At 34.0% G+C, this 26911-nt stretch carries 39 protein-coding genes and 1 tRNA gene; 1 reads left to right on the top strand and 39 read right to left on the bottom strand.

Features of this window, described 5'->3' with window-relative positions; all coding sequences use genetic code 11:
* Positions 1 to 383 precede the first annotated feature (383 nt).
* From NTX22_13805 to NTX22_13795, 3 genes are all read right to left on the bottom strand, one after another.
* Positions 384 to 2435 (bottom strand): PAS domain S-box protein, encoded by a 2052-nt coding sequence (locus NTX22_13805; GenBank protein MCX6151597.1) that lies wholly within the window; start codon positions 2433 to 2435, stop codon positions 384 to 386.
* A gap of 186 nt (positions 2436 to 2621) precedes the next feature.
* The gene (locus NTX22_13800) at positions 2622 to 3437 is read right to left on the bottom strand and encodes a tetratricopeptide repeat protein (protein ID MCX6151596.1); all 816 of its coding nucleotides are present in this window, start codon (positions 3435 to 3437) and stop codon (positions 2622 to 2624) included.
* Between the two features lie 92 nt (positions 3438 to 3529).
* Complete coding sequence (locus tag NTX22_13795) at positions 3530 to 4711, bottom strand: phosphodiester glycosidase family protein (protein MCX6151595.1); 1182 nt, start codon at positions 4709 to 4711, stop codon at positions 3530 to 3532.
* Positions 4712 to 4785: 74 nt separating this feature from the next.
* On the opposite strand from NTX22_13795, the gene NTX22_13790 reads away from it, so the two are divergent.
* On the top strand, positions 4786 to 5922 hold the full coding sequence (locus NTX22_13790) for a saccharopine dehydrogenase NADP-binding domain-containing protein (protein ID MCX6151594.1): 1137 nt from the start codon (positions 4786 to 4788) through the stop codon (positions 5920 to 5922).
* Positions 5923 to 5925: 3 nt separating this feature from the next.
* On the opposite strand, the gene NTX22_13785 is transcribed toward NTX22_13790, so the two are convergent.
* The 36 genes from NTX22_13785 to rplD form a co-directional block, all read right to left on the bottom strand.
* Positions 5926 to 6555 carry a hypothetical protein gene (locus NTX22_13785; GenBank protein MCX6151593.1) on the bottom strand — a complete coding sequence of 210 codons (630 nt, stop codon included), beginning with the start codon at positions 6553 to 6555 and terminating at the stop codon, positions 5926 to 5928.
* A complete protein-coding gene (truA, locus tag NTX22_13780) occupies positions 6556 to 7362 on the bottom strand; it encodes a tRNA pseudouridine(38-40) synthase TruA (protein ID MCX6151592.1) in 807 nt (268 codons plus the stop codon).
* 95 nt (positions 7363 to 7457) lie between these two features.
* On the bottom strand, positions 7458 to 8168 hold the full coding sequence (locus NTX22_13775; protein MCX6151591.1) for a C40 family peptidase: 711 nt from the start codon (positions 8166 to 8168) through the stop codon (positions 7458 to 7460).
* 1 nt (position 8169) lies between these two features.
* On the bottom strand, positions 8170 to 9024 hold the full coding sequence (locus NTX22_13770; protein ID MCX6151590.1) for a sigma-70 family RNA polymerase sigma factor: 855 nt from the start codon (positions 9022 to 9024) through the stop codon (positions 8170 to 8172).
* Positions 9025 to 9151: 127 nt separating this feature from the next.
* Complete coding sequence (locus NTX22_13765) at positions 9152 to 10315, bottom strand: phosphopentomutase (protein MCX6151589.1); 1164 nt, start codon at positions 10313 to 10315, stop codon at positions 9152 to 9154.
* Positions 10316 to 10391: 76 nt separating this feature from the next.
* The gene (locus NTX22_13760) at positions 10392 to 12242 is read right to left on the bottom strand and encodes a GAF domain-containing protein (protein MCX6151588.1); all 1851 of its coding nucleotides are present in this window, start codon (positions 12240 to 12242) and stop codon (positions 10392 to 10394) included.
* A gap of 68 nt (positions 12243 to 12310) precedes the next feature.
* On the bottom strand, positions 12311 to 12916 hold the full coding sequence (yihA, locus tag NTX22_13755) for a ribosome biogenesis GTP-binding protein YihA/YsxC (protein MCX6151587.1): 606 nt from the start codon (positions 12914 to 12916) through the stop codon (positions 12311 to 12313).
* An 81-nt stretch (positions 12917 to 12997) separates the two neighbouring features.
* Positions 12998 to 13477 (bottom strand): 50S ribosomal protein L17, encoded by a 480-nt coding sequence (gene rplQ, locus NTX22_13750; GenBank protein ID MCX6151586.1) that lies wholly within the window; start codon positions 13475 to 13477, stop codon positions 12998 to 13000.
* A gap of 20 nt (positions 13478 to 13497) precedes the next feature.
* Entirely contained in the window at positions 13498 to 14493 is a 996-nt protein-coding gene (locus NTX22_13745) for a DNA-directed RNA polymerase subunit alpha (protein ID MCX6151585.1), read from the bottom strand.
* A gap of 37 nt (positions 14494 to 14530) precedes the next feature.
* Entirely contained in the window at positions 14531 to 15157 is a 627-nt protein-coding gene (rpsD, locus tag NTX22_13740) for a 30S ribosomal protein S4 (GenBank protein ID MCX6151584.1), read from the bottom strand.
* Between the two features lie 19 nt (positions 15158 to 15176).
* Positions 15177 to 15563: a 30S ribosomal protein S11 gene (gene rpsK, locus NTX22_13735; GenBank protein ID MCX6151583.1), complete on the bottom strand. Its 387-nt coding sequence runs from the start codon at positions 15561 to 15563 to the stop codon at positions 15177 to 15179.
* Positions 15564 to 15589: 26 nt separating this feature from the next.
* Positions 15590 to 15973: a 30S ribosomal protein S13 gene (gene rpsM / locus NTX22_13730; GenBank protein ID MCX6151582.1), complete on the bottom strand. Its 384-nt coding sequence runs from the start codon at positions 15971 to 15973 to the stop codon at positions 15590 to 15592.
* A gap of 17 nt (positions 15974 to 15990) precedes the next feature.
* Positions 15991 to 16104 (bottom strand): 50S ribosomal protein L36, encoded by a 114-nt coding sequence (gene rpmJ, locus NTX22_13725; GenBank protein MCX6151581.1) that lies wholly within the window; start codon positions 16102 to 16104, stop codon positions 15991 to 15993.
* A 10-nt stretch (positions 16105 to 16114) separates the two neighbouring features.
* Positions 16115 to 16333 carry a translation initiation factor IF-1 gene (gene infA, locus NTX22_13720; protein ID MCX6151580.1) on the bottom strand — a complete coding sequence of 73 codons (219 nt, stop codon included), beginning with the start codon at positions 16331 to 16333 and terminating at the stop codon, positions 16115 to 16117.
* Positions 16334 to 16337: 4 nt separating this feature from the next.
* Positions 16338 to 17099 carry a type I methionyl aminopeptidase gene (gene map, locus NTX22_13715; GenBank protein ID MCX6151579.1) on the bottom strand — a complete coding sequence of 254 codons (762 nt, stop codon included), beginning with the start codon at positions 17097 to 17099 and terminating at the stop codon, positions 16338 to 16340.
* A gap of 9 nt (positions 17100 to 17108) precedes the next feature.
* A complete protein-coding gene (gene secY, locus NTX22_13710) occupies positions 17109 to 18443 on the bottom strand; it encodes a preprotein translocase subunit SecY (protein MCX6151578.1) in 1335 nt (444 codons plus the stop codon).
* Positions 18443 to 18907, bottom strand: a complete 465-nt coding sequence (rplO, locus tag NTX22_13705) for a 50S ribosomal protein L15 (GenBank protein ID MCX6151577.1) — start codon at positions 18905 to 18907, stop codon at positions 18443 to 18445. Before rplO ends, secY begins: the two co-directional genes overlap by 1 nt.
* An 18-nt stretch (positions 18908 to 18925) precedes the next feature.
* Complete coding sequence (gene rpmD / locus NTX22_13700; protein MCX6151576.1) at positions 18926 to 19114, bottom strand: 50S ribosomal protein L30; 189 nt, start codon at positions 19112 to 19114, stop codon at positions 18926 to 18928.
* A gap of 12 nt (positions 19115 to 19126) precedes the next feature.
* Positions 19127 to 19609, bottom strand: a complete 483-nt coding sequence (gene rpsE, locus NTX22_13695; protein ID MCX6151575.1) for a 30S ribosomal protein S5 — start codon at positions 19607 to 19609, stop codon at positions 19127 to 19129.
* Positions 19610 to 19669: 60 nt separating this feature from the next.
* A tRNA-Gln gene (locus NTX22_13690) sits at positions 19670 to 19740 on the bottom strand.
* Between the two features lie 7 nt (positions 19741 to 19747).
* Positions 19748 to 20113, bottom strand: a complete 366-nt coding sequence (gene rplR / locus NTX22_13685; protein MCX6151574.1) for a 50S ribosomal protein L18 — start codon at positions 20111 to 20113, stop codon at positions 19748 to 19750.
* Between the two features lie 23 nt (positions 20114 to 20136).
* Positions 20137 to 20673, bottom strand: a complete 537-nt coding sequence (gene rplF, locus NTX22_13680; GenBank protein MCX6151573.1) for a 50S ribosomal protein L6 — start codon at positions 20671 to 20673, stop codon at positions 20137 to 20139.
* A 20-nt stretch (positions 20674 to 20693) separates the two neighbouring features.
* Positions 20694 to 21089 carry a 30S ribosomal protein S8 gene (gene rpsH, locus NTX22_13675; protein ID MCX6151572.1) on the bottom strand — a complete coding sequence of 132 codons (396 nt, stop codon included), beginning with the start codon at positions 21087 to 21089 and terminating at the stop codon, positions 20694 to 20696.
* Positions 21090 to 21107: 18 nt separating this feature from the next.
* A complete protein-coding gene (rpsN, locus tag NTX22_13670) occupies positions 21108 to 21377 on the bottom strand; it encodes a 30S ribosomal protein S14 (GenBank protein ID MCX6151571.1) in 270 nt (89 codons plus the stop codon).
* Positions 21378 to 21388: 11 nt separating this feature from the next.
* A complete protein-coding gene (gene rplE / locus NTX22_13665; protein ID MCX6151570.1) occupies positions 21389 to 21949 on the bottom strand; it encodes a 50S ribosomal protein L5 in 561 nt (186 codons plus the stop codon).
* 140 nt (positions 21950 to 22089) lie between these two features.
* Positions 22090 to 22416 carry a 50S ribosomal protein L24 gene (rplX, locus tag NTX22_13660; GenBank protein MCX6151569.1) on the bottom strand — a complete coding sequence of 109 codons (327 nt, stop codon included), beginning with the start codon at positions 22414 to 22416 and terminating at the stop codon, positions 22090 to 22092.
* Positions 22417 to 22432: 16 nt separating this feature from the next.
* A complete protein-coding gene (rplN, locus tag NTX22_13655; protein ID MCX6151568.1) occupies positions 22433 to 22801 on the bottom strand; it encodes a 50S ribosomal protein L14 in 369 nt (122 codons plus the stop codon).
* 21 nt (positions 22802 to 22822) lie between these two features.
* Positions 22823 to 23080, bottom strand: a complete 258-nt coding sequence (gene rpsQ / locus NTX22_13650) for a 30S ribosomal protein S17 (protein ID MCX6151567.1) — start codon at positions 23078 to 23080, stop codon at positions 22823 to 22825.
* Positions 23081 to 23099: 19 nt separating this feature from the next.
* A complete protein-coding gene (gene rpmC, locus NTX22_13645) occupies positions 23100 to 23315 on the bottom strand; it encodes a 50S ribosomal protein L29 (protein MCX6151566.1) in 216 nt (71 codons plus the stop codon).
* Positions 23316 to 23325: 10 nt separating this feature from the next.
* Positions 23326 to 23745, bottom strand: coding sequence for a 50S ribosomal protein L16 (rplP, locus tag NTX22_13640; GenBank protein ID MCX6151565.1), 420 nt, complete (start codon positions 23743 to 23745; stop codon positions 23326 to 23328).
* Between the two features lie 19 nt (positions 23746 to 23764).
* Complete coding sequence (rpsC, locus tag NTX22_13635) at positions 23765 to 24406, bottom strand: 30S ribosomal protein S3 (GenBank protein MCX6151564.1); 642 nt, start codon at positions 24404 to 24406, stop codon at positions 23765 to 23767.
* Between the two features lie 16 nt (positions 24407 to 24422).
* The gene (rplV, locus tag NTX22_13630) at positions 24423 to 24770 is read right to left on the bottom strand and encodes a 50S ribosomal protein L22 (protein ID MCX6151563.1); all 348 of its coding nucleotides are present in this window, start codon (positions 24768 to 24770) and stop codon (positions 24423 to 24425) included.
* A gap of 22 nt (positions 24771 to 24792) precedes the next feature.
* Positions 24793 to 25080 carry a 30S ribosomal protein S19 gene (gene rpsS, locus NTX22_13625; protein ID MCX6151562.1) on the bottom strand — a complete coding sequence of 96 codons (288 nt, stop codon included), beginning with the start codon at positions 25078 to 25080 and terminating at the stop codon, positions 24793 to 24795.
* 10 nt (positions 25081 to 25090) lie between these two features.
* Complete coding sequence (gene rplB, locus NTX22_13620; GenBank protein ID MCX6151561.1) at positions 25091 to 25918, bottom strand: 50S ribosomal protein L2; 828 nt, start codon at positions 25916 to 25918, stop codon at positions 25091 to 25093.
* A 30-nt stretch (positions 25919 to 25948) separates the two neighbouring features.
* Positions 25949 to 26245: a 50S ribosomal protein L23 gene (gene rplW / locus NTX22_13615; GenBank protein MCX6151560.1), complete on the bottom strand. Its 297-nt coding sequence runs from the start codon at positions 26243 to 26245 to the stop codon at positions 25949 to 25951.
* Between the two features lies 1 nt (position 26246).
* A complete protein-coding gene (rplD, locus tag NTX22_13610; GenBank protein ID MCX6151559.1) occupies positions 26247 to 26897 on the bottom strand; it encodes a 50S ribosomal protein L4 in 651 nt (216 codons plus the stop codon).
* Between the last annotated feature and the right edge of the window lie 14 nt (positions 26898 to 26911).

The following is a 26911-nucleotide window of genomic DNA, read 5'->3' as shown; positions in this document are numbered from 1 at the left end:
CTGAAACAATATATCAGTTAGATTTTATTTTACCGGAATCAAAGCAAAAACTATCTATAAAAATAAACTTAACGGAAGAACAAAAACTACTATATCTGATTTGTAATTAACTCTCAGGGTGTCCCAATGCGGAAAACAGGACATATTAAATTGTTTAGCATACATTCCTGGGAGAAATTTAAAAAGTCGGTTTAAAACCTTACAACTCTATCTTGAAAGTGTGTGGTAAGGTTAAAGTTTTTCTATCTCCCCTATCTTATCAACTTCCAGAACCATTCTGCCTGTGTTATCGGTTTTAAATGCGGGACGGAATTTTGCGTTAAAAATTATTTCATCATAGCACTTGGGGTAGAGTGTATGCACAACATTATAAATTTGAAATATTAAATCATTTTATAAATCACTTTGAAGTTCGATCCGATCCCCTTTTCGCTTTCAACTTCTAAATCAAGGTTATTGATATCGCAATATTTTTTTACTAATGCTAAACCTAAACCATTCCCTTCATATCTGCGGGTATAACCTTGTTCTTCCTGTCCAAATGGTTCAAATAATCTTGGTATGAACTCGTCTGATATACCAATGCCCGTATCTTTTATTTCAATTAAAATCTTAGTGCTTTGAATATTACTTATTATTATTTGAACAGATCCGCTATCAGTATACTTAATTGCATTATTTATGAGATTATCGAAAATTTGGACAAGCGTATATTCATCTGCATAAATAAAAATATCTTTATGTGGAATATTGTTTATTAAAAATAATTCCAGACCTTTATCGCTGGCAGTTTGTTTAAACTCTACAAATAGTTTTTCCAAAATATCTTTAAATAAATTTACCTGGTGAAAAACTGGTTCGTAGGTTCCAATTTGAATTTCTGACATATTCAGAATCATGTCTATTGTTCTAATAATTCGTTTGCCAGCATTATCAATACCCGAAAAACTAATTTTCAAATCGTCTGAAACGGTATCATGAATCTCTTCTTTTAATAAGCTTGCAAAACTTAGAATTGTATTTATTGGACTTCTTATTTCATGAGACATCTGGGCTAAAAATTCTGATTTCAATGTATCAGATTTTTCAGCTTTTTCCTTGGCTTCGGTTAATGCTTCCTGATTCTTTTTCCTTTCAGTTACGTCCCGTGCTATAGCTGCAATTGCAATTGGTTGCTCCTGCTCATTAAGAAGCACAGCAGTATTTACCTCAACCGTAAATGAAGAACCATTCTTTCTGAAAAAACATAATTCCAATTCGCCCGATATTTCTTTATTAATAGTTTTCTGCAATAAATTATTTACCTTAGTTTTATCTTCCGGCGCAACAAGATCAGTTACATTTTTATTAATTAATTCATCTGTATTCATATAGCCAAGTATTTGGACAGTTTTATGATTACAGATTTTAATATTTCCGGATAAATCCGTTAGAATAATTGAGTCTGGGGAAACTTCAACTAATGTGCGAAATTTTTTTTCTGAGCTTGCCAATGCCTGTGCTGCTTTTTTGCGTTCAACTTCTTCACGTATTACAGTTTTTGCTTTAATAATATTGAAGGAAAAGTAAACAATTCCTGTTATTAGAAGGATCGATATCGTAGACCATTTTATCAGAAATCCCTTCATATCTTTAATTACTTCTATCCGTGGCGTTGCAACAATAATGGTCCAAAGATTATCAACAATTTTAACCGGATAATATAAAGCTTCCATTTTACTGTCTTTATCACCCGGCAAATGGCTTTCGTATGACGCAATGCCTGACTCACCTTTTAATATTTTTTTAATCATACTTATTGCTGATTCTGAATCCCTGAATACATCCAATGCTGGTTTGTTAAGATAATTGGAATTAGGATGATAAAGTATTGTACCTTCCTGATTCATTAACCAGGCGAATCCACTTTCCTTAATGCTTATTTCTTTCAATGAATTCTTAGTAAGTTCATCAAACCGAACCAGAACAGCCAATCCACCCGCGAAAATAGAATCCTTGAAAACTGGGACATAAAATGCAATTGTTTTAAACCCTTGAACTGCAAGGAATATATTACTCAATACGGGGTGATGTGTTTTGCGTAATTTTTTAATGTGTTCCTGAAAAGAAATATCAGATCCAATCAACTTCCGGTTTTCGGGGATAGTAAACATTATTTTACCAGATGAGTCTACACGGGTAACCGCATTCAATTCGTGAGAATTACTTTTATAAAAATGCTCAACTAATAACTTCCCTTCTATGTCCATTTTAAGAACTGATTTTTTTTGAGCAAAATAATTTAATCTTGTATGGTAATTTGTAAAAAATTCTCGGATGTTGTTTGCCGCTTGAATTGCATGCACGAGTTGTTGTTGGTGTAATTGTTTAACAGCTTCTTCTTCAACATCTTTAAATGCAGAATAAAGAAGATAAACTCCCGATATGACAAGCATAAAAGGTAATAATAGCCGTCTATAACGCATAAAATTGAATTTCTATTTTTAGGCTTTAAACATAGGCATAAGAAAATAAATATTCTGCTTCTTTACAACATGATCGAAAAATAATTGGTAATAATTGAGGATCAATTTGAAATAATAAATAAATCAATCTGACTAAATCAATTTAGATAAACTTATTCATTTACAGAATTGAAATAAATATTTAGCGGCTTGTTTGTTTCTTAATTCACTTGCTTTCTGCCAATCTACACAAGCATTTTTTTTATTATTTAAATAATAATTGGCGGTCCCTCTTCCACAAAAAGCATCACCATAATCTTTCTTTAATTTTATCGCAAAATTAAAATCCAAAATGGCGTTCTTATAATTTTTTAATTTGATGAGCACGTTTCCCCGCGCAAGAAAATTTTCCGGAACCTTTGGAAATATTTTAATAAGCAGTGAAAAATCTGTTATTGCCCCATCATAATCTCCAAGACTATCCTTTGCAACCCCTCTATTGTACTTTGCGTTCAAGTTTGTAGAATCAAGGGAAATTGCTTTATCATAATCTTTAATTGCGCCATAATAATCATTCAGTTTTGCTTTTGTAAAAGCCCGGTTGTTATAACCATCAGCATAATCCGGCACAATAGAAAGAGCTTTTGTAAAATCGATAAGAGCTTGTTTATACAATCCCAAATTGAATTTTGTAATTCCTCTTCCATCGTAAGCAATAAAATTTTTAGGTTTTATTTCCAACACATTGGAATAATCATCAATCGCACCTTTTAAATCTCCAATATTAAATTTTGCAGAAGCACGATAATAAAATGCATCATCATTTTTGGAATTCAACTGGATTGCTTTGGAATAGTACTTAATTGCCTTTCCAAAATCTTTTTTATCGAAGAATTCATTCCCTTTTTTAACGTAGTCTAATTTTTCCTGCGCGGTAATTGAAGAAAAATAAATTAACAAAATTAACAGATTAAAGATAAATTTTGATAGCATTTGATATTCATCCCTTCCAACAAATCTGAACCGTTAACAATTACTCTTATCCATTTAATGTGTGAATAAATTTTGGAGTCAACTAGCAAATATTACTTTGCTTTTCTTTTAACAACCAGCAAACAATTTCCAACTGGTCTCTCACCAGTAATATCCGAAGGTTTATTTACTACTTCGCCGCCAATTACCATCGTTGTAGAACCACCGCCATCAAAATTTAATCCTTGATAAACACCCTGTGAAATCATCAGGTTGGCAAATTGATTCAGAGACATTCCGCTGCTCGACTCCTGTCTACCATCGACAGCAATTAGAAAAAGTTTAGTAGAATCTTTAGAAAATCCAATCCCAGTACGCGGATGTTTTGTTTTGGAAAATCGTGGAAAAACTCCTTCAAGCGAATCTGCTTTACTTGATATATTTTTACCATCGCAAACAAGCCGTGGCCAACCTCCTACTAAAGATCTAACATTAACCCGATTAGGATTAAGATGGAGCACTAACTTTATGATATCACCAGGACCAACCAATTTTTTAAAGTATTTTGTATACCGGTTATTTGCTGAAAGAATAAACTTTCCATTTTCGATTTTATTTTCACCTTCAAGACTATATGTTCCCAACTTACAAAATATTGTATCTCCACTTTTCAAAAACGGATTCAACTCTAATTCATTTATCTTCCAATTACCCGGAGCTTTTGGGGTGGATTTCCCCTGGTAATGATTATACAATGTAAAAGAATTGCTATCAGCTTTAGAATTTATCCGGTTTATCTTTTCTATTAACCCGTTTTTAAAAATTACGTCTCCGGAAAAAACGAATTGCTCTATCATCGGTTTATTGTTAAAAGTTATTGCAAATTGAGAGTTAACAAAATCATTAAATGGTGAATCTGTAAACTTAGTTGCTTTAACAAAATCTCCCTCACAAATCATATTGTTAACTACTTCACCATCATCTTCCCAAAAATCCCCGTTGATTGCAGCAACAACCTGAAATGAAGAATCAATAAATGAATTTACAACATTGCTTGTGGTTGCCTTTCCTTTAATATTATTTTTTGCTGAAGCTGACCGGATGTAATACTCTCCCCGACTCAAATCAACCTCAAGAACATTTACGCGGATTGTATCTTTAACACTTATAATTTTTTTGTGAATGATACCCGGAAGAATTTGATGGACTATAATTGTATCTTTAGATTGAGAGAACAATTGAATTGAAAACATGATAAAAAATAAAATGGGTAATTGGATAAAGTTCTTTTTCATTGTTAAGCCATGATTTGTAATTCTTGATTCAAATATAATTATTCCTCATTCCATTAAAAATTATTAGGTATAAAATGAAAAAAGTAATCGTACTTGGCGCAGGAATGGTTGGTAAAGCAATCGCAGAAGATTTACTTTCCGATTATTTTGTTAAAGCTATTGATATCGATATGCAAAAATTGGAAAGTTTTAAGAAGCATAAAAATCTTTCAGTAGATAGTATTGATATTGGAAATTCTCTACTGTTAAAAAAAATTATACGAGATTTTGATCTGGTAGTAGGAGCTGTTCCCGGATTTATGGGATATAAAACTCTTCAAACAATTATTAAAGCCGGTAAAAATGTTGTGGACATATCTTTTTTTGATGAAGATCCATTTGAATTGAATAAGCTTGCCAAAGAAAATGGTGTAACTGCCATTATCGATTGCGGTGTAGCGCCCGGAATGATGAATATAATTCTGGGCTATCATAATAATCGGATGGAAGTTGAAGACTTTGCTTGTTACGTAGGCGGTTTGCCATTTAAGCGGACAATGCCATTTCAATATAAAGCTCCCTTTTCACCTGCAGACGTAATCGAAATTTATACTCGTCCTGCAAGATTAATTGAGAATGGAAAACTAATAACTAAACCAGCAATGTCTGATAATGAATTGATTGAGTTTGATGAAGTTGGAACGCTGGAAGCATTTAATACTGATGGTTTGAGGACCCTGTTAAAAATGAAGAACATCAAAAACATGAAAGAAAAAACTCTTAGGTATCCGGGGCATATTGATCTGATGAAAGTCTTTAGCGAATCAGGATTCTTTAGTCAGGACCCCGTTAGCGCTGGAAGTGTAAAAGTCAAACCTATAGAATTAACCTCAAAACTTTTATTTCCATTATGGCAGCTTGAGGAAGGAGAAGACGAATTTACTGCTATGAAAATAATCATCAAGGGAAAAGAAAAGAAGAAGGATGTAACTTATATATACAATCTATTCGATAGATTTGATAAATCAACAAACACAACTTCTATGGCAAGAACAACAGGTTATACCTGCACTGCAGCAGCAAGATTAATCCTGGAAAATAAATTCCGAGTAAAAGGAATAATTCCGCCGGAATATATTGGAAAGGATAAGAAATGCTTTAGTTTTATTCTTGATGAATTAAGAAAACGAAATGTGAAATATTTGCTTGAAAAAAGAGAGTTGAAAGATTAATCCTTATTGAAATTTTTCAATAAGATCATCAACTTTTTCCTGAAATAATTTTTTGTAAGGTATTCCTTTATCGATAAATTCATTTATAAATGAAGCATCACCTGTTTCAATAAATTTTTTCATTCCAGGTTCATTAACCCAATAATAAATACCCCAGTTTATCAAATCCCATTCTGCCAAGTACGGATTGATCTCATAATCTATGTAATACAGCTTTTCATTTTCAATTACAAAATTAGAAGGGAAGTAATCAATGTTAAGTTCATACTTTTTAAGACGCTGGTAAGTTTTAAAAAGTTGTAGAAAAATAGAATCTGTAATTAATCCTTTTGCAATTGCTTCAGTCCCTGTCAAACCATCAATAAATTCTTTTATTATAAATTTTCTCTTAGTATCAAAGAAAACTAACACTGGCATTGGAATATTAAGATGCCGCAATCTATCATAGGCTTCAATTTCACTATTCATTTTGTCTGAGAATCTATAGTAAGGACAATCCTCATCGTGAATCATTTTCAAAACGTACCTGGCATTTTCATTTTCAATTAAATAGGAAAAACCGGACTTTCCTTTCCCAAGAAATTTCTTAACTAAGAAATCGCTTCCATCATAATGAAAGATTGTACCAAGCACTTAATTTTTCCTGATAAAATTATTAGAAGCCGATAAGAAAATCGTCGGTTCAAGTTCCTTATTCAGTTTATCCCCCTTGTAAAGAACTTGTTCTAAAAATAATCCTGAAGGTGGGGCAGTAAATTTTGCGGGAGCATTTGAAATGTTATTAAGGAAAAATTCAATATCAGCTATGGTAAGTTTTTTTCTACCGATTTCAACCAGAACACCAATAATTCTTCTAACCATCTTCCAAAGAAAATGAGAACCAACAATCCTGATAAGAATCAGCTCACCTGTTTCTTTCAACTGAATATCTTCAATTAAAACCTTGGTTGATTTTTCAGTTTTATCATCATCTGCAAATGAAGCGAAGTTGAGCATTCCAGAAAATAATTTGGAGGCTTCCGCCATCGATTGGAAATTCAATTTGTCTTTAATCCACCAAACATAATTTTTCCCAAAGGCAGTCCGCCGTTTGGATATTTGATAGAGATAACTTCTGCTAACAGCATCGTGACGGGAATGAAAACTGCTTGAGGCTTTTTCTATTTCAAGAATATTTATATCGTGCGGTAGAATGTCATTAAACTTCATCCGGATAATTTCCGGGGCAAGCATTGTCTTAACATCAAGATGAGCAACCTGACACAAAGCATGAACTCCGCTGTCTGTTCTTCCAGAACCTTGAACATCAATCTGCTCACTCTTGAAAATTTCTTCAGCGGCGGTTAATAACGTTCCCTGAATAGTTCTGCTGTTCTTCTGCATTTGCCACCCACTGTAGCGCGTGCCTTCATATTCAATGAAAAGTTTGAAACGAGCCATTAGTTAATCCATCTTTAAGAATATATAAAAAAATAATTTGGAGGGATTGAATTTTTGTTTAAAGAATATTTTCCATTTGGGATTTCTTTTAGAATTTAATTGAGTGGTAATCCTTCCATCCTTTTTGCGCCCATATATTTTCTTGAATAATAATCCTCATCAAGTGATGACACCGTTACACCACGTTTTCTACTGGCGTGGGCAAATAAATTTTCTCCAATATAAATTCCAACATGTCCTGGTTTTACTCTTCGTCTTGTGTTGAAAAAAACCAGGTCGCCAAATTGTAAATCTGCAATGTCTTCAACTTCTTGCCCAAGCTGGTATTGTTCTCTTGCAGAACGTGGGATATTCATAGATAACGTATTGCTAAATACATTTTGGGTAAAAGCGGAACAATCAATTCCTTTCCAGGAATTTCCACCGAACTTATATGGAGTGTTTAGATATTTTATTATCTCCATAATTACTTTTTCTTTATAGGAAATAGAATCTGGATTGATGTCAGAAAGATTTTTAATTGCAAACTTTGCCAATAAATTTTTAACGATTGCAGAATCTGCCGCGGTAGCAACGTAATCCGGCTCTTCATCTATATCTTGAATATCTTCTTCATCAGAATTAATTGTGTCTGGAATTATTTTTTCTGGTTCAACTTTGAATCTAACAACCCGGGAAGTATCTTCTTCCACTTTATTTTTCTTAGTTTCATACCTTTTAGCAGAAGAAGATGCTGCACAACTACTAAACAAAACAATTGTTGAAATAGCCAAGACTATAATTTTGATCGGGTTATTAAATTTCATTTTATCCTAAGTATGTCCGTAAATTTTTACTACGGGACGCATGCCTTAATCTTCTAATAGCTTTTTCTTTAATTTGGCGAACTCTTTCTCTGGTTAAATTAAATTTTTCACCAATTTCTTCTAAGGTTAAAGCGTGTTCTTTATACAGTCCAAAATAAAGTTTAATTACTTCTGCTTCTCTTTCTGCAAGTGTTGATAGAGCTCTTTCAACTTCACTCCGAAGAGAGTCTGACATTAATGTAAAATCCGGGGAAGGTTGTTCATCATTTTCAATAATATCTAAAAGTCTGTTATCATCACCTATACTAAATGGAGCATCCATTGAAACGTGGCGACCGGAAATTTTTAATGTATCGGATACTTCAGTAATATCCATATCCAATTCCTTGGCAAGTTCTGTAGCATTGGGCTCTCTTTCATATTCCTGCTCAAGGTTGCTGTACGCTTTACCAATTTTGTTTAAAGCTCCAACGCGATTTAAAGGCAATCTAACTATCCTGGATTGCTCTGCAAGTGCCTGAAGAATGGATTGGCGAATCCACCAAACTGCATAAGAAATAAATTTGAAACCGCGTGTTTCATCATAACGTTTTGCAGCTTTAATTAAACCAAGGTTACCTTCATTTATTAAATCGCCAAGTGATAAGCCCTGGTTTTGATATTGTTTTGCCACACTTACAACAAATCTTAAATTTGCTTTAACAAGTCTTTCAAGAGCAATTGGATCATCTTTTTTAATTCTTATCGCTAAATTTATTTCATCCTCAGCAGTCAACAAATCCACTTTACCGATTTCCTGCAAGTATTTATCTAAGGATTGACTTTCACGATTAGTAAACTGCTTCGTAATTTTCAATTCTTGTTCTCCGTATTACTTTAAAATAAATATAAGTAAAACCGGCTACTCGGCAAACTACCCATATCGGGTAAATTCCATCTCAAATTCAATAGGTTAAAAAATAAATTCTGTCTTTGAATATTTATTATTCATTCAAAAAACTTGTTCCTTTTAATCCGGATTCTACCTTAAAGAATTCTGATATTGTTTTTGCAGCATCTGAAAATGTTTTTCTTATACCAAGATTTTTTCCAACAACATTTTTTCTATAAAAAAGTAGCGGAACATATTCCCTGCTATGGTCTGTGCTTGGAGTAGTTGGGTCATTCCCGTGATCGGAAGTAATGATTAACCGATCAGATTCATCTAACTTTTCAATAATTTCCGGCAGATGATCATCAAATTCTTTCAGTGCTTTTGCAAAACCAGGTGGATCGTTGCGATGACCATAGTAAACATCAAAATCCACAAGGTTAGCAAAAATAAAACTGCCAATAGATTCAGACGAATATTTAAGCAGCTGTTCAATTCCTTCCAGGTTAGAGTGTGTTTTAGCTTGTACTTTAATTCCGCGGTAATTAAAAAGATCATTGATCTTTCCGATTGCAACTGTATTAACGTTATTGTTAAATAGTACGTCAAGGATTGTGTCAGAAATGGGATCCATTGCAAAATCTTTTCGATTGGTAGTGCGTGTATAATTACTGTTGTTACCAATAAATGGTCTGGCAATTACCCTTCCAACCGAATCTTTACCGGTTAAAAGATTTTCACGAGCGATTGAGCAAATTTCATAAAGTTTTTCAAGCGGAATAATTAATTCGTGTGCGGCAATTTGAAAGACAGAATCGGCTGAAGTATAAATAATTGGAAAACCTGTTTGAACATGTTCATCCCCCAATTCTTTAATTATTTCTGTTCCGGAAGCTGCCTTATTTCCAAGAATTCCTTTTATACCGGTAAGATTTATAAATCTTTCAACCAATTCGTCAGGAAAACCGTTTGGATAATATGGGAAGTCGAATTCAACTTTTATTCCGCCAAGTTCCCAGTGCCCGGTAACGGAATCCTTTCCATTCGATACTTCGGTCATTTGACCGTATGAAGCTAATGGATTTTTTTCTTTATCAATGCCCAAAATATTAATGATATTACCCAAACCAAACTTTCCGAGGTTGGGAAGATTCAAGCCACCAACAACGTTTGCCATATTGCTTAATGTATTGCTCCCTTCATCAGCATATTTATTTGCGTCAGGAAGTTCACCAACACCAACGCCATCTAATACTATTAAAATAAAATTGTTCACTTTAGAGTTTTTTTTAATTTAGTTGTGATACGGAAATTGAAAGACTGACCATTTCAATCGATTCATCATAATTACATCAATTGATGTTTCTGACTGCATTACCACCTTTTTCTAAAGCTTTCTTTAAAGCAAGGTCGGCATTGTATAATACTTCTTCCACATCAATTTTGTTGTTGGTTGAAGCTACTCCAATTGAAACTGTAAATGTTGTTTGCTTGGAAACAACCGAGATTGGCTTACGTGCAATTTTAACCCTAAGTTTTTCCGCCCAAAGAAATACATCTTTAGTAGTTGCATTGAAAAAATATACTCCAAAAGTTCTATCATCAATTCTGCTTAATAAATTGGTTGGACTTATTTCTGCAGCTAAGGTTTGTGCAACCGATTTTAATACTTTTGGAAAAGGATCACCTTCAAAGAGCGATTCTTGCTCAAGAAAATCATCGATATAAATTAATGCAAGCGCTCCCGGTACTTTTAGTTGGTTGGCTTTTAAAAGGTCGGAGTTCAACCTATCTACAAAAGTGGTTTTGTTTAAGGTGTGAGTTTCAATATCAACAGAAAGTAATTTTTTTAGCAATGCTTGGGTAGAATATGAATAGACTACAAATGCTAATATTCTGGTAGCATCTTTCATAAACTGAACATCTGCATTAGTATAAGCATTCTTCTTCAAGCTTTCGAAGCAGAGTACGCCATAATTCTGATTATCATAAACCAGAGGAATTGCAAGGAATGATCCATCAAAACTTACATCCTCCGCTTTTGAAAACCGGATAAAACTGGAAGCTGATGTATCATCAATTTTTACCGGCATTCCATTTACAATACTTTTACCAACCAAGGTTCCATTCAAATCAATTTCTAAATTTTCACCAATGTATTTAAGAGAAGTATTGTTAACGATTTTTGTAGTTTTAAATTTTTGTTCAACTGGATTGTACCATACAAATGTGAACGCATCCCACGTTAAAAGATTTTTAAGAGAACCTTCCATGGTTTTATAAAGATCTTCTTCGTTATCAAAAAATTTATCACCACTAAGCAAACCCAGCAATCCATTCAAACGATTTTCAGCCAAAGAATCTTTAAATTTTTCATCATACAATGCAATTATCATCGAAATGATCCGGATGAATCTTCCCAGCGCATAAATATGTTCAATTCCAAATGCATCACTAACTTTGGAATCGAGTGCAAGAATTCCTGCCAGGCTTTTTCCATAAAACAAAGGAACACCAACAAAACTTTTAATGCCTTGAACCTGCGTATAATACCGGATAACATCAATCTCAGCGTTGGGCGTTATATCAGTAAGAAGTTCCGGTTCTTCTTTCTGAACAATTTTACTTAAGATATCATCTTCCAGATCAAATTTTCTCTGGGCAATATCAGTAGAAGAAGAAATATATTTTTCAAGCGTTAATTTTTCTTTTCTTTTATTATACCAAAAAAATACAGCAGTATGTGCATAATACGCTTCCTTAATTGAAGTAAGAATTTTTTCCAGCAAAAACGAAAACTGCTCATCCTGACCAACTCCCGCAGGTAAAGGTTCCGTTGCAATTTTTTCAAAGCTTTCTTTTAAGTCTGGTGGTTTGAAGTACTGCCGTTTTCCTGCGTGAAGTTCAGGAACATAATTATCATCTGTAATTACTTCTAAGTTTTTGTTGGCGGAAATTATTGTAAATGATTCGCCTGCATCTGGTTGATAAGTGGGTGGTTCTGGTGCAATTTCCGGTTCAGCAGCAATAGTCTCTTCAACCTGGACAGAATCCCTTAAGAAAATAATAAAGCCGACGTAAATAACAATGATGAGTATTGAGGCAGCCTTAAGATATATGTCCTGAATAAAAAAAGAAACAATTGCCAAAATTGGTATAACTGAAAAGATTAACATCCGTTTTTTAAGTCTTTCTGTTATCATCAACTGCTTTTTACTATTATTGTGTTATACCAAAAGGAAATATAAACCTTGAACAAAAAAATTGCAAACTATATTAAAAGAGAATCTGATTTTTGAAACAAGATAGAAAACTTTTTTTGCACTTCCTTTTTGCCAGTTCCTTTAATGGATGAATAGAATAAAAGGTTTTCTCCTAAAAATAATTCCGGAAAATAACTGCTGATTTCCTTCTTGGCAAATGCTAATTCAGATTGTTTAAGTTTATCAATCTTGCTTAAAATTACAGTGTATGGAATAAGTAATTTTTTAAGATAATTATTTAAATCGAAATCTAGCTGAGTTGGTTTATTCCGGCTATCAATAAAATGAATAGCAAGTTTAATTTCCCTGCCACTGCTAAAGTAAGATTGAACTAATGCACTCCATTTATTTCTTTCCTCTTTACTTACCTTAGCATAACCATAACCGGGGAGATCTACAAGGTAAAACAAATCTTCTACATTGTAATAATTAAGTGAGCGTGTTTTACCAGGCGCAGAACTTATTTTTGCCAGATACTTTTTGTTAAAAAAGGAATTGATAAATGATGACTTGCCAACATTTGAACGACCACATAGAACTACTTCCGGAAGATTATTTTTGGGTAAGTCTTTTGTATCAAAGACTGATTTTAGAAATTCAATTTTCTTATACATTGCTTCCTAAAAATTATCTACAAACAAAAAAAGAGTAACCGCACTAACGATTACTCTTTTCTATCAAGTTTTAACTAAATTTTATTTTTCTTCAGCTACTGGAACTTCGTCAGTTTTCTTTTCCTTGGCTTTCTTTTCAGCTTTCTTCTCTTTCTTTTCAGCTTTCTTCTCTTTTTTCTCAACGGCTTTCAAATTAGCAACTTCATTATAATCTACCAATTCAAGAATTGCTATTTCAGCTGCATCACCTAATCTTCTGCCAAGTTTTACAACCCTTGTATATCCACCTGGACGTTCACCAATTTTAGGAACGATTTCAGTAAATAATTCTTTTACTACATCTTTATCATTAATAAATCTTGCAACATGTCTTCTTGCATGAACAGTATTCTCTTTTGCTTTTGTAATAAGCGGTTCAACAAATGTTCTTGCTTCTTTTGCTTTAGCAACTGTAGTTTTAATTCTTTTATATTTAAGCAAAGAAGTTGATAAAGCTTCTAACGTAGCTTCCCGATGACTTGCTGTTCTTCCTAACTTTCTACCTTTATTGTTATGTCTCATTATTCTACCTTCTAAGGGAATTATTCAGTTTCTGTTTTTTCATTCAAGTATTTTTCTACATCCATTCCAAATTCCAATCCATAAGTATCAACAATTTCAATAAGTTCTGCAAGAGACTTTCTGCCAAAGTTTCTGAACTTAAGCATTTCATTTTCGTCTCGTCTAACCAGATCCGCAAGAGATTTTATATTTGCAGCTTTCAGGCAATTATGTGATCGAACACTAAGTTCAAGATCATCAACATTCGTTAGAAGAATTCTTTTAATTCTATCTTTCTCTGCATCCTGTTCGCTTACAATTTTTTCTTCTTCTGGTTCTACATCAAAGTTAATGAACATTTGAATGTGATCTTTCAAAATCTTTGCGGAATTTGTAAGAGCATCTTCTGGTGTAATTGAACCATCAGTAATTACTTCCATGGTTAATTTTTCGTAATCATTTTTCTCACCAATACGAACATTTTCAATATCGTATTTAACATTTTTAATTGGTGTGAAGATGGAATCAATTGGGATTAATCCAATTGTTTGATCTGGAATTATCTGTTCACCGGATGGAACATATCCTTTCCCAAATCCAAACCTTATTTCCATACTGAATTTGGCATCTTTATTAAGTGTGGCAATATGCAAATCCGGGTTAAGTATTTCAATATCCGCACTATTTTTTAGCATATCTGCTGCAGTAAAATTATGTGGTCCGGTAAAAGAAAGTTCAAACTTATTTGTTTTCTTGTTAAGAATTTTCATTCTAACTTGTTTTAAGTTTAGAATGATTTCGGCAACATCTTCTACCACACCAGGAATTGTACTAAATTCATGCAGAATTCCATCGATTTTAATTGCTGTAATAGCAGATCCGGTTAATGATGATAACAAAACTCTACGAAGAGAGTTACCCAAAGTTACACCAAAACCTCTTTCTAACGGTTGAACCGTAAACTTTCCATAGGTATTAGAGTAACTCGTTTCATCTAAAACAACAGCTTCGGGCATTTTAATAAAAGAAAAACTCATTTAAATTCCTCGATTGTTAAACTTATTTTTTAAGGTATTACTTAGAATACAACTCAACGATAAGTTGTTCGTTGGCATTGAGAGGCACTTCTACCCTTTCCGGTACTTGTAAAAAGGTACCTGATAGAGAAGCTTTATCAATTTGTAGCCACGAATACACGTTGTCTTTAGTACGTTTTAGTGAATTATGAATTATATCTAATTTTTTACTTTTGTCTCGCAATTTTATTATTTCACCAGGCGAAACTATGTATGATGGTATATCAACTATCTGATCATCTATTAAAAAATGTCTATGCAAAATTAACTGCCTTGCAGATTTTCTTGAAGGAGCAAATCCTAAACGATATACAACATTATCAAATCTTCTTTCTAAAATCTTAACCAGGTTTTCGCCTGTAACGCCTTTTTGCCTGATTGCATTTTCGAAATAATTGTGGAATTGAGTCTCAAGTAATCCATATATTCTTTTTACTTTTTGCTTTTCTCTTAGTTGTACTCCATATTCAGAAAATTTAGTTCTTCTGGATAATCCGTGCTGTCCCGGTGAATAATTCTTTTTCTCCAATGTACATTTATCAGAAAAACATTTACTTCCTTTAAGAAATAATTTTTGCTTTTCTCTTCTACATAATCTACAGCTTGGTCCTGTGTGTCTTGCCATCTAAAATATCTCCGTTAAATTAAACTCTTCTTTTCTTTGGTGGTCTGCAACCGTTATGCGGTATTGGAGTAATATCTTTAATAGACATAACATCCAGACCGGCTGTATTTAGCGCACGGATGGCGGCTTCTCTGCCAGCACCTGGTCCCTTTACCAAAACATCAACTTTTCTTAATCCAAGATCAACGGCTTCCTTTGCAGCAGCTTCTGCAGATACCTGAGCTGCAAATGGAGTATTTTTTCTTGATCCTTTAAATCCATTTTTACCAGCAGAAGACCAGGAAATTGTATTACCATAAATATCGGTTAGAGTTACAATAACATTATTAAATGTAGCCTTAACGTGAGCAACACCTACTGCATCAACGTGAACTCTTTTTTTAGTTTTTTTAACTACTTTAGCCAAATCTGATTTCTCCTAATTATTCAATATTACTTCTTAGCCGGTGTTTTCTTTTTCCCGGCAACAGTTCTTCTCTTGCCTTTTCTGGTTCTGGAATTTGTTCTTGTACGCTGACCTCTTACTGGCAGACCTTTTCTATGGCGTAATCCTCTATAGGCACCAATATCCATCAGTCTCTTAATGCTCTGTTGAATTTCACTTCTAAGAGCTCCTTCAACTTTATAATCAGCGGTCATTACAGAACGAATTTCGGCAATTTCTTCTTCTGTTAACTCGGCTACTTTTTTATCGGGGTTAACTTTAGCTTTAGTTAATATCTTTTTAGCGGTATGCTGACCAATACCAAAGATATAAGTTAATCCAATAAAGGCTTTTTTTGTTTTTGGTAAATCAATTCCTGCAATACGAGCCAAACTGCAATCTCCTTATTTTAACCTTGTCTTTGTTTATGTTTTGGGTTTTTACAAATAACTCTTACTTGCCCTTTGCGCTTAATTATTTTACAATTGTCGCAAATCTTTTTTACTGAAGCTCTAACCTTCATTGCTTCTCCATCATTTATATCTGTATGTAATTCTTCCCTTGTTTAAATCGTATGGTGATAATTCAATCGCAACTTTATCACCAACCAAAATTTTTATAAAGTGCATCCGCATTTTACCAGAAATATGTGCAAGTATTTCGTGGTTGTTATCCAGCTTTACCCTAAAGTGTGCGTTTGGTAAAGTTTCGGTTACCACACCATCTACTTTTATTGGACCTTGTTTAGCCATTTATTTAAGCAATTGTTAATATTTCTGGTTTACCGTCATTTATAAAAACGGTATGCTCAAAATGAGCTGATGGAAAACCATCTGCTGCTAAAATTGTCCAGCCATCGTAATCAACTTTAATTTCGTAACTGCCAAAATTAACCATCGGTTCTATTGCCAATGTCATTCCTTTTTTCAGTTTTGGACCTGTACCCTTTTTTCCAAAATTTGGAATTGAAGGTTCTTCATGTAATCTTTTTCCTACACCATGACCGCATAAATCTCTTACAACAGAAAATCCATTTGATTCTACATATTGCTGCACAGCAAAGGAAATATCGTGTACCCGGTTATTTACCAGAGCTTGTTCAATTCCTTTGTAAAGAGATTCTTCAGTAACATTCATCAATTTCTTTTTATCTTCAGAAATTTCTCCAACAGCAACGGATAAAGCGGCATCACCAAAATAATTATCTTTTACAACACCGCAATCAAGAGAAATGATTTCACCTTCTTTCAAGATCCTGCTACCTGGAATTCCATGAACTACTTCTTCATCAACTGAAGTACAGATACAACCTGGAAATTTCAAAGAACCACCTTGTGAGTAACCTTTAAATGCTGATTTAGCATTGTTACTCTGTATATAATCATCAGCAATTTTATCTAACTCAAAAGTCGAAACACCCGGTTTAACATTTTTTTTAATTAACAATAATGTTTCGGCAACAATCTTACAACTTTCTCTTATATAATCAATTTCTTTCTTAGTCTTTATAATGATCACAATTAAAGATTACCTTCTTCCTCTAATCTTTCCGGATTTCATAAATCCATCATAATGCCGCATCAACAGGTGCGATTCTATCTGTTGTAATGTATCTAAAGCAACACCAACAACAATCAACAAACTTGTACCGCCAAAGAAAGATGCGAACTGACCGGAAACTCCGAATCCTGACACAAATGCGGGAAGTATAGCTACGATCGCAAGGAAAAAAGAACCCGGTAAAGTGATTTTTGTTAAAATATTATCTATAAATTCAGAGGTTTGTTTTCCTGGACGAATTCCAGGAATAAATCCTCCCTGCTTCTTCATATTGTCTGCAACATCTTTTGGATTAAAGGCAATAGCAGTATAAAAATAAGTAAAGAAGATTATCATTATTGCATAAATAACTGAATATGTAACAGAGCGGAATTCAAAATATGTTGCTAAACTTTGCATAAACTCACTGTTAGGAAAGAAAGATAAAACAGTATTAGGAACAAACATAATTGATTGTGCAAAGATAATTGGCATAACTCCGGCAGTATTAACTCTAAGTGGAATATACTGCGTTACTCCACCATAAACTTTTCTTCCTACAACTCGTTTTGCATATTGAACAGGAATTCTTCTGGTACCCTGGGTAACTAAAATTACACCTGCAATTACTAAAATCATAAAAGTAAGAATTATAATTTCTATAATAATATTTCTTTGTCCGGAAACAATCAGCCTGTACTCATCAAGTATTGCATAAGGGAATCTATCAATAATTCCAATGAAAATTATCATTGAAATACCATTACCAATTCCTTTATCAGTAATCTGTTCTCCAAGCCACATCATAAAAACAGTACCGGAGACAAGGATAACAATTGTAGATAAAATAAATCCATAACCAGCAACTGAGGCTGGTACAATCGATTGACCATTAGGACTCATATTCATCAAGTGAATTGTAACACCCCAAGCCTGCATTGCAGAAATTGGAACTGTTCCATAACGGGTTAACTGATTGATTTTTTTTCTGCCTTCTTCACCTTCCTGTTGAAGTTTTTGGAAGTATGGAACAACTGCTCCCATAAGCTGAATGATAATAGATGAGCTTATGTAAGGCATAATTCCCAGTGCAAAAATGGCAGCATTTTTAAATGCTCCACCTACAAATAAATCATATAATCCAAAAAGATTATCTGAAGTACTGTTAGCCATTGCACTTGCCAAAACCTTGGCATCAATACCAGGTAAGGTAATGTGCGCACCAAGCCTAACTAAAACAAGTATAGCCAAAGTATAAATAATTCTTTGACGTAACTCGTGAATTTTGAATATGTTTCTAAAAGTTTCTTGTATGGTAGCCATTAAACTTCAATTGTTTTAATTGTTCCGCCAGCAGCTTCAATTTTTTGTTTAGCCGTTTCGCTGAAGGCATAAGCTTCTATATTTAATTTCGATTTTAGCTCACCTTCTCCTAAAATTTTAAAAGGAGCAGCAGCTTTACGAATTGCACCAGTTTTAAAAAGAACAACTGGATTAACAACTCCGTCAACAATCTTTTTATCGTCAACTAATTTCTGAAGTCTGTCTAAATTTACTGTTTGAAATACAACTTTAAAAGGACTAGTGAATCCGCGTTTAGGAATTCTTCTTTGTAAAGGCATTTGACCGCCTTCAAACCAGCTTCTGTGGTTTGCACCGGAACGAGAAAGCTGACCATTAGAACCACGTGTAGAAGTTCCACCGTGTCCGCTGCCTTGCCCGCGACCAACTCTTTTGATTTTTTTCCTAGAACCTTTTGCGTATGATAGATTACTTAAAATATCCATGTATAATTCCCTAAATCTTTACTCTTCAATTTCTTCAAATTTAACTAAGTGAACAACTTTATTGATCATTCCTCTTATTTGAGGAGAATCATTATGAACGATAGAATAATTCGGTCTGCCTAAACCTAAAGCAGCAATAATTTTCTTCTGCGGTTTTGGTCTGTCGATTATACTTTTTGTTTGTGTTATTTTCAGTTTCTTAGCCATCAATATCCTCAATTAGGATTTAAACAATTCTGTTAAAGTGATTCCTCTTTTTCTTGCCATCGATCTTGGATCTGTAAGATTTAACAAAGCACTTAAAGTTGCTTTTACCTGGTTGTGTGGATTGCTGGATCCTAATGATTTTGTCAAAATATCCTGCACGCCAGCAGATTCAAGAACAGCACGCACACCACCACCAGCTATCAACCCAGTACCAGCAGAAGCGGGTTTTAGTAATACCTGTCCAGCACCAAATTTTCCTATTATAGTATGTGGGATTGTTCCCTTAATAACAGGAACCTTGTAAACGTTTTTCTTTGCATCATCAATTCCCTTGGAGATTGCATCGGTAACTTCATTTGCTTTACCTAATCCAACGCCCACGTGTCCATTACCATCACCGACTACAACAATAGCATTAAATGAAAACCTTCTACCACCTTTAACTACTTTTGCAACGCGATTAATATGAACAATTTTTTCTTTTAGATTATCGATACCGCTTACTTTTGTATGCTTCAATTTATTCTCCGTTAACTCTTAACTTTATTTTTCTCGCTGCCGGAAGAGGACTCGAACCTCTACAGACGCCTCCAAAGGGCGTTGTCCTGCCATTAGACGATCCGGCAACAAACTTTAAAATTTCAATCCTGCATCACGGGCTGCATCAGCTAATGCTTTAACTCGACCGTGATATCTATATCCATTTCTATCAAAAACAACTGAAGTAATTTTACTTTCCACAGCTTTCTTTGCAACCAAGGAACCAACGAGCTTACTTTTACTAATTTTACCTTTAGCTTTTTTAACTTCATCAATAACTTCTTTTGATAATGAAGAAGCTGATAAAACCGTTTTCCCCGCAACATCATCTATAATTTGAATATAAATTTGTGACAAGCTGCGATATACCGTCATACGAGGGCGTTCTGCCGTTCCGAATATTTTTTTTCTTATTCTGGTTTTAGAACGTAATCTTGTATTAGTGTTTTTAAGAATCATTTTATTATTAACTCCAAATCAATTTATTTACCAGCTGTCTTGCCAGCTTTTTTAACAATAACTTCATCACTGTACTTAATACCTTTACCTTTATATGGCTCAGGTTTTTTTAATGACCGGATTTTAGCTGCAACTAATCCAACCAATTCTTTATCTATTCCAGAAATTTTCATCTGGGTTGGTGTAGTAACTTCTAACTTGATAGAATCCGGTGGTGCAAAATAAATTGGATGTGATAAACCAATTGTTAGTAATACATTTTTACCTTTTTGTTCAGCTTTAAATCCAACCCCGACTATATCAAGTGTTTTTAAATATCCTTCTTTAACACCTTGAACCATATTTTGAATTAAAGCCCTTGATAAACCATGTAGTGCTTTATTCAGCTTTGTATCATCCGGTCGTGCTACAACAATTTCATCTTTGTTAACTTCAATTTTCATGTTTGGATGAATTTCTCTTGTTAACTCTCCTAACTTACCTTTTATTTTAATTAAGTTGCCAGTTTTAGAAACTGTAACACCTTCTGTAAGTACCGGTTTTTTACCTATTCGTGACACTCTTAAACTCCGTCAATATTTTACCAAATGTGGCAGATAACTTCACCGCCGATTGATTCTCTTCTTGCTTGTTTGTCGGTTATAATACCTTTTGGAGTAGATAAAACCGCCATACCCAAACCATTCAAAACCTTTGGAATATTATCTTTTCCAATATAAACCTTAAGACCTGGAGTGCTGATTTTCTTCAAGCCGGATATAGCTGAAACACCATTTGTATATTTCAGTTGGATTCTGAGTATACCTTGTTTGTTATCTTCAACTATACCATAATCATTGATGAAATTATTATTCTTTAAAACCTCAGCAACATTTTTTTTCATCGATGATAAAGGTATATCAACATTTTTTTTTCTCGCTTTAATTGCATTTCTTATTCTTGTCAATAAATCTGCAATAGGATCTGTAACTGGCATCTAAATTCTCCTAAACTTTTACCAACTTGCTTTTTTAACACCTGGAATTTCGCCTTTCAAAGCCATTTCTCTGAACACTAAACGAGAAACTCCAAATTTTCTGTAATTACCTCTCGCTCTACCTGTCATCTGGCATCGTCGATGAAGCCTGATTGGATTGGAATCTTTAGGCAATGCCTGAAGAGCATCATAATCGCCTTTTTCTTTCAATTCTTTTCTAAGCTTAGCATATTTTTCTACTATTTTTTTTCTTCTAGCTTCGCGTGCAATTAAACATGTTCTTGCCATAAAATTTCCTGTTAAGCTTGTTTAAGTTCTTTTTTTCTAAACGGAACGCCAAAGGCGGTTAATAATTCATACGCTTCATTATCTGTTGAAGCAGTTGTAACAAATGTTATATCCATTCCTAATACTTTTGTAATCTTATCTACATTAATTTCCGGGAATATGATTTGTTCTTTTATTCCAAGTGTATAATTTCCTCTTCCATCAAAAGATTTATCTGATATTCCTCTAAAGTCTCTAACTCGTGGTAAAGCAATAGTAATAAGTCTATCCAGGAATTCATACATTTTATCTCTACGTAAGGTTACCATCGCACCTATTTTCATTCCTTCTCTAAGTTTGAAGTTAGAAATAGATTTTTTTGCAATCCTAACACTTGGTTTTTGACCTGTAACAGTCTCCAAATCTCTTACTGCTTCCTCAAGATTTTTTGGTTCCGTAACTGCAGATCCAACACCCATATTAACTACAATTTTATCTAGTCCTGGCACTTGCATTACGCTTTTATATGAAAATCGTTTCATTAAATCCGGAACAATTTCCTTTTTATACTTATCAAACAAACGTGGAGTAATTTTTTCTTCTTTTACTTTAGCAGCTTCAGCTTCTTTACCGGCTTTAGCTTTTTTACCAGTTTGTTCTTTTGGTTTAACTTCTTCTTTCTTCGGTTGTTTCTTTTCAGCCATATTAGTAATAGTACCTCTATGAAAAATTATTAAGCTAACATATCTCCGCTAGTTTTTAGAATTCTTGCTCTTTTCTGTTTGCCGGTTTTTTCATCAATAATAATTTGTTTTCCAATTCTTGATGGTTTACCAGTCTTGGGATCGAGCACCATAACGTTGGATACGTTTATAGGAGCTTCTTTTTCAATAATCCCACCTTGCGGACTTTTTTGACTTGGTTTGGTGTGGCGCTTTCTAAGATTTACGCCTTCTACTATAACTCTATTTTCTTTTGGAAATACTTTTAAAACTTTTCCGGTTTTTCCATTATAGTTACCGGCAATTATCATTACATTATCGTTTTTGTGAATCTTCATTTAGTAAATCCTGCTCTTATAAAACTTCTGGGGCTAAAGAAATTATTTTCATGAATTTTTTATCTCTTAGTTCTCTTGCAACCGGACCAAAGATCCTGGTTCCTCTTGGTTCGTTCTGTGCATTGATGAGAACAGCTGCATTTTCATCAAAACGAATATATGAACCATCTTTTCTTTTAACTTCTTTTGCCGTTCTTACAATAACTGCTCTGGATACTTCACCTTTTTTTACCGTGCCACCAGGGATAGCTGTTTTAACGCTAACAACAATTGTATCACCAACACTGGCATACCGCCTGCTGCTTCCGCCAAGAACTCTAATGCACTTTACTTTTTTTGCACCTGAATTATCTGCAACGACTAATGAGGTTTCTTCTTGTATCATCTGGAATTCTCCTTGGGTCGATTACTTAGCGCGTTCAACGATTTCAACTAAACGCCACTTTTTAGATTTGCTAAGCGGTCGTGTTTCCATAATTTTTACTTTATCGCCAATTTTACATTCGTTTTTTTCGTCGTGAGCCATCAGTTTAGTTGTTTTCTTAAAATATTTTTTATACAAAGCATGAGCAACTTTTCTTTCGATGGCGACAATAATGCTTTTTTCCATTTTATTGCTTACAACGTAACCAATTCTTGTTTTTCTTAAGGAACGTTTTTCCATATTTCAGCAATAACTCCTATTATTCTTTCTTGGCTTTATTTTTTTCTTCAATTTCTCTTTGTGCTAAAATGGTTTTCATTTTGGCAACATCACGACGTATTAATTTTAATTTAGCTGTATTAGTTAATTGTTTTAACGCGTGTGAAAATTTCAAATCTAACAGATTTTTTTCATCTTCAGTAATCTTCTGAATAATCTCGCTAGTTTTCATTTCTCTAATTTCATGAATCTTCATATCACCTTGCCTATTGTTCGTAATCAGGTCTAACAACAAATTTTGTTTTAATAGGTAATTTATGGGAAGCAACCGTCATAGCTTCCTGTGCAAGTTCCTTCGGAATTCCACCAACTTCGAACATAATTCTACCAGGTTTAACTACTGCCACCCAAAATTCCGGAGCTCCTTTTCCTTTTCCCATTCTAGTTTCCAAAGGTTTCTTTGTAACTGGTTTATCCGGAAAAATTCTAATCCAAACTCGTCCATCTCTTTTCATCTTGCGGGATATTGCAACACGGCATGCTTCAATTTGCCTGCTGGTAATCCACGCTGGTTCCATAGCTTTCAAACCAAAATCACCAAATGAAATTGTACTTCCGCGGTAAGCCTTTCCACACATTCTGCCGCGTTGTGCTTTTCTATATTTAACTCTTTTAGGCATTAACATAACAAAAAACTCCTGCTAATTACTCTGTTGCTCTTTTACCAAGAATTTCACCACGGCAGATCCAAACTTTTATTCCTATTGCTCCATAGATAGTATGAGCTGTTGCCGTTGAATAATCAATATCTGCTCTAAGTGTATGCAAAGGAATTCTTCCTTCTTTGTACTGTTCGGTTCGAGCCATTTCTGCTCCGCCTAACCTGCCAGCACACATAATTCTAATTCCTTCAGCACCCATACGCATTGCAGAAGTTATAGAGCTTTTCATTGCTCTTCTGAATGAAATTCTGCCTTCCAATTGTGATGCAATATTTTCACCAACCAAATAAGCATCAAGTTCCGGTCTTTTTATTTCTGTAATCTGAACTTTAACTTCTTTATCACTTATTTTTTTTAATTCTTGTTCCAGCTGTGCTATTTCTTTTCCACTTTTACCAATTACTACACCAGGTCTAGATGTGTTGATTGTAAGAATAACATTTTTAGAAGTTCTATCAATAAATATTTTTGAGATGCCGGCTTTCTTTAATCTTTGTCTAACGTATTGCCGAAGTTGTTTATCCTCAACTAATTTGCTGGCGTAACTTTTACTTTCGTACCAGTTAGAATCCCATCCTTTAATGATCCCTAATCTTAATCCAGTCGGATTACACTTCTGTCCCAAAAATTCCTCCTAAGTTTTACTCTTTAGTTGCAACAACTATTGTTAAATGATTAGATCTTTTTTTAACTCTATAAGCTCTGCCCATAGGAGCAGGTAAAATTCTTTTCATTGCTGGTCCGCAATTAACAAATACTTCTTTAACAACCAATTCTGAAGGTTCAACTTTACTTGCAGCCGCATCATTATTTAGCATATTAGAAATAGCTGATCTTAAAACTTTTATTGCATCTTTAGAAGCATGTTTTGGTTGGAAATGAAGAATTTCCATAGCTTGATCTGCAGCTTTACCACGGATCAAATCAATTACCAGCCTCATCTTTCTTGGTGATGTTCCAATGTATCTATGTGTTGCTTTTGCTTGCATAATTTCCTAACCTCGGATTACTTTATTTTACCTTAGATGCTTTTTCTGCTTTTGTTCCGGGATGACCTCTAAAAATTCTTGTTGGTGAAAATTCACCTAATTTGTGGCCAACCATATTTTCTGAAACATAAACCGGAATCATTTTATTACCGTTGTGTACTGCAACAGTATGTCCAACAAATTCTGGAGAAATGGTACTTGAACGAGACCAGGTTTTAATAATTTTCTTCTGGTTCGCTTGGTTCATTTGACGAATTTTTAATTGCAATTTAACGTCAATGTATGGTCCCTTTTTTACAGATCTTGGCATTTACTACTCTCTACTTACTTCTACGTTTTATAATGTATTTATTTGAAGAATTCTTTTTCTTACGAGTTTTATAACCTTTTGCCGGCGTACCCCACGGAGAAACCGGATGACCACCACCAGAAGTTTTACCTTCACCACCACCCATTGGATGGTCTACAGGATTCATTGCAACTCCACGTACATGAGGTCTGATTCCAAGCCATCTGCTTCTTCCTGCTTTTCCAACACTAATATTTTCGTGATCAGTATTTCCTACCAATCCATATGTAGCCATACAGTCAACACTAATAATTCTTACTTCGCCGGAAGGCATTTTCAATTGTGCATATTTGCCTTCTTTTGCCATCAGTTGTACGGAGGAACCAGCACTTCTACCAATTTGTCCACCTTTACCCGGTTTAATTTCTACGTTATGAACAAAGCTTCCAAGAGGCATTTCTTTTAACTTTAGTGCATTACCAACTTTAATTTCTATTCCACTACCCGATACTAATGTTTCGCCAACTTTTAATCCATCAGGTGCAAGGATGTATCGTTTTTCGCCATCACTATAATGCAAAAGCGCTATTCTTGATGAACGGTTTGGATCATATTCAATCGAAAATACTTTTGCTGGAATTCCAGTTTTATCTCTTTTAAAATCAATAACTCTCAATTTTCTTTTATGACCACCGCCTCGGTGACGTGATGTTACTCTACCTAAATTATTTCTTCCACCAGATTTTCTTAAAGACAACGTTAAAGATTTTTCCGGTTCCGTCTTCGTAATTTCTTCGAAGGAAGGAATAGACATAAATCTTGTTCCTGGTGTATTCGGTTTTAATTTTCTAATTGCCATTAAAGACTACTCCAATTCGTGTGGTCGTAATTACTGAACTTCTTCAAACAGGTCTATCTTTTGACCTTTTACTAATGTTATAATTGCTTTCTTAAACTTTGGAGATTTACCAGTAAATCTTCCACTTTTTCTAAATTGTGTTTTAGTTTTACCATCGTATCTAATAGTGTTTACATCGAAAACAACTACATTAAATTTTTCTTCAACTGCATTTGCAATCTGGATTTTATTAGCCGCATAATCCACAATAAAACCATATTTGTTTTGTGCTTCAGCTAATGCATTCATCTTTTCCGTAATGAGCGGTTTGATTAAAACTTGTCGCATATTATTCAACCACCTTAACAATGTTGCTGCTAAATGTTTTTTCGAAAGCTTCAACTGCGCCTTTTTGAATAACAACCATCTGATTATTAAGAATGTCATAAGTTGAAGCGTTAACTGCATCAAGAACATTAATTTTGGGAATGTTACGGCTAGATTTGTAAATGTTCTCTAAGTTTCCGTTTGTTAGCAGAAGAGCTTTTTTATTTTCTAACTTTAATGCTTTAAGAATATTGGAGAACTCTTTTGTTTTAGGTGCATCAAGGTTAAAATCTTCCACAACCATTAATTGCTCGTCTTTAACTTTATATGAAAGTGCAGATTTTCTTGCCAGCTTTTTAACTTTTTTATTAATGTCCTGATAATAATCCCTTGGTTTAGGTCCAAAGATAGTACCACCACCAACCCAAAGTGGTGAACGTGATGTACCTGCTCTTGCACCACCTCTTCCTTTTTGTCGCCAAGGTTTTTTTCCACCACCACGCACTTCGTTTCTTTCTTTAGCTTTAGAAGTACCCTGGCGCTGGTTTGCCAAATGAGCCTTAACAGTTAAATAAATGGCGTGATCGTTTGGCTCGATATTGAAAATATCATCTTTCAATTCAACGGTTTCGCCGCTTTTAGTGCCATCTATTTTATAAACATCTAATGTCATCTTTAAACCAAACT

The organism is Ignavibacteriales bacterium, assembly GCA_026390815.1.
In the GTDB taxonomy this organism is placed as follows: Bacteria; Bacteroidota; Ignavibacteria; order Ignavibacteriales; family SURF-24; genus JAPLFH01.
This window is presented reverse-complemented; position numbering and strand designations above follow the sequence as displayed.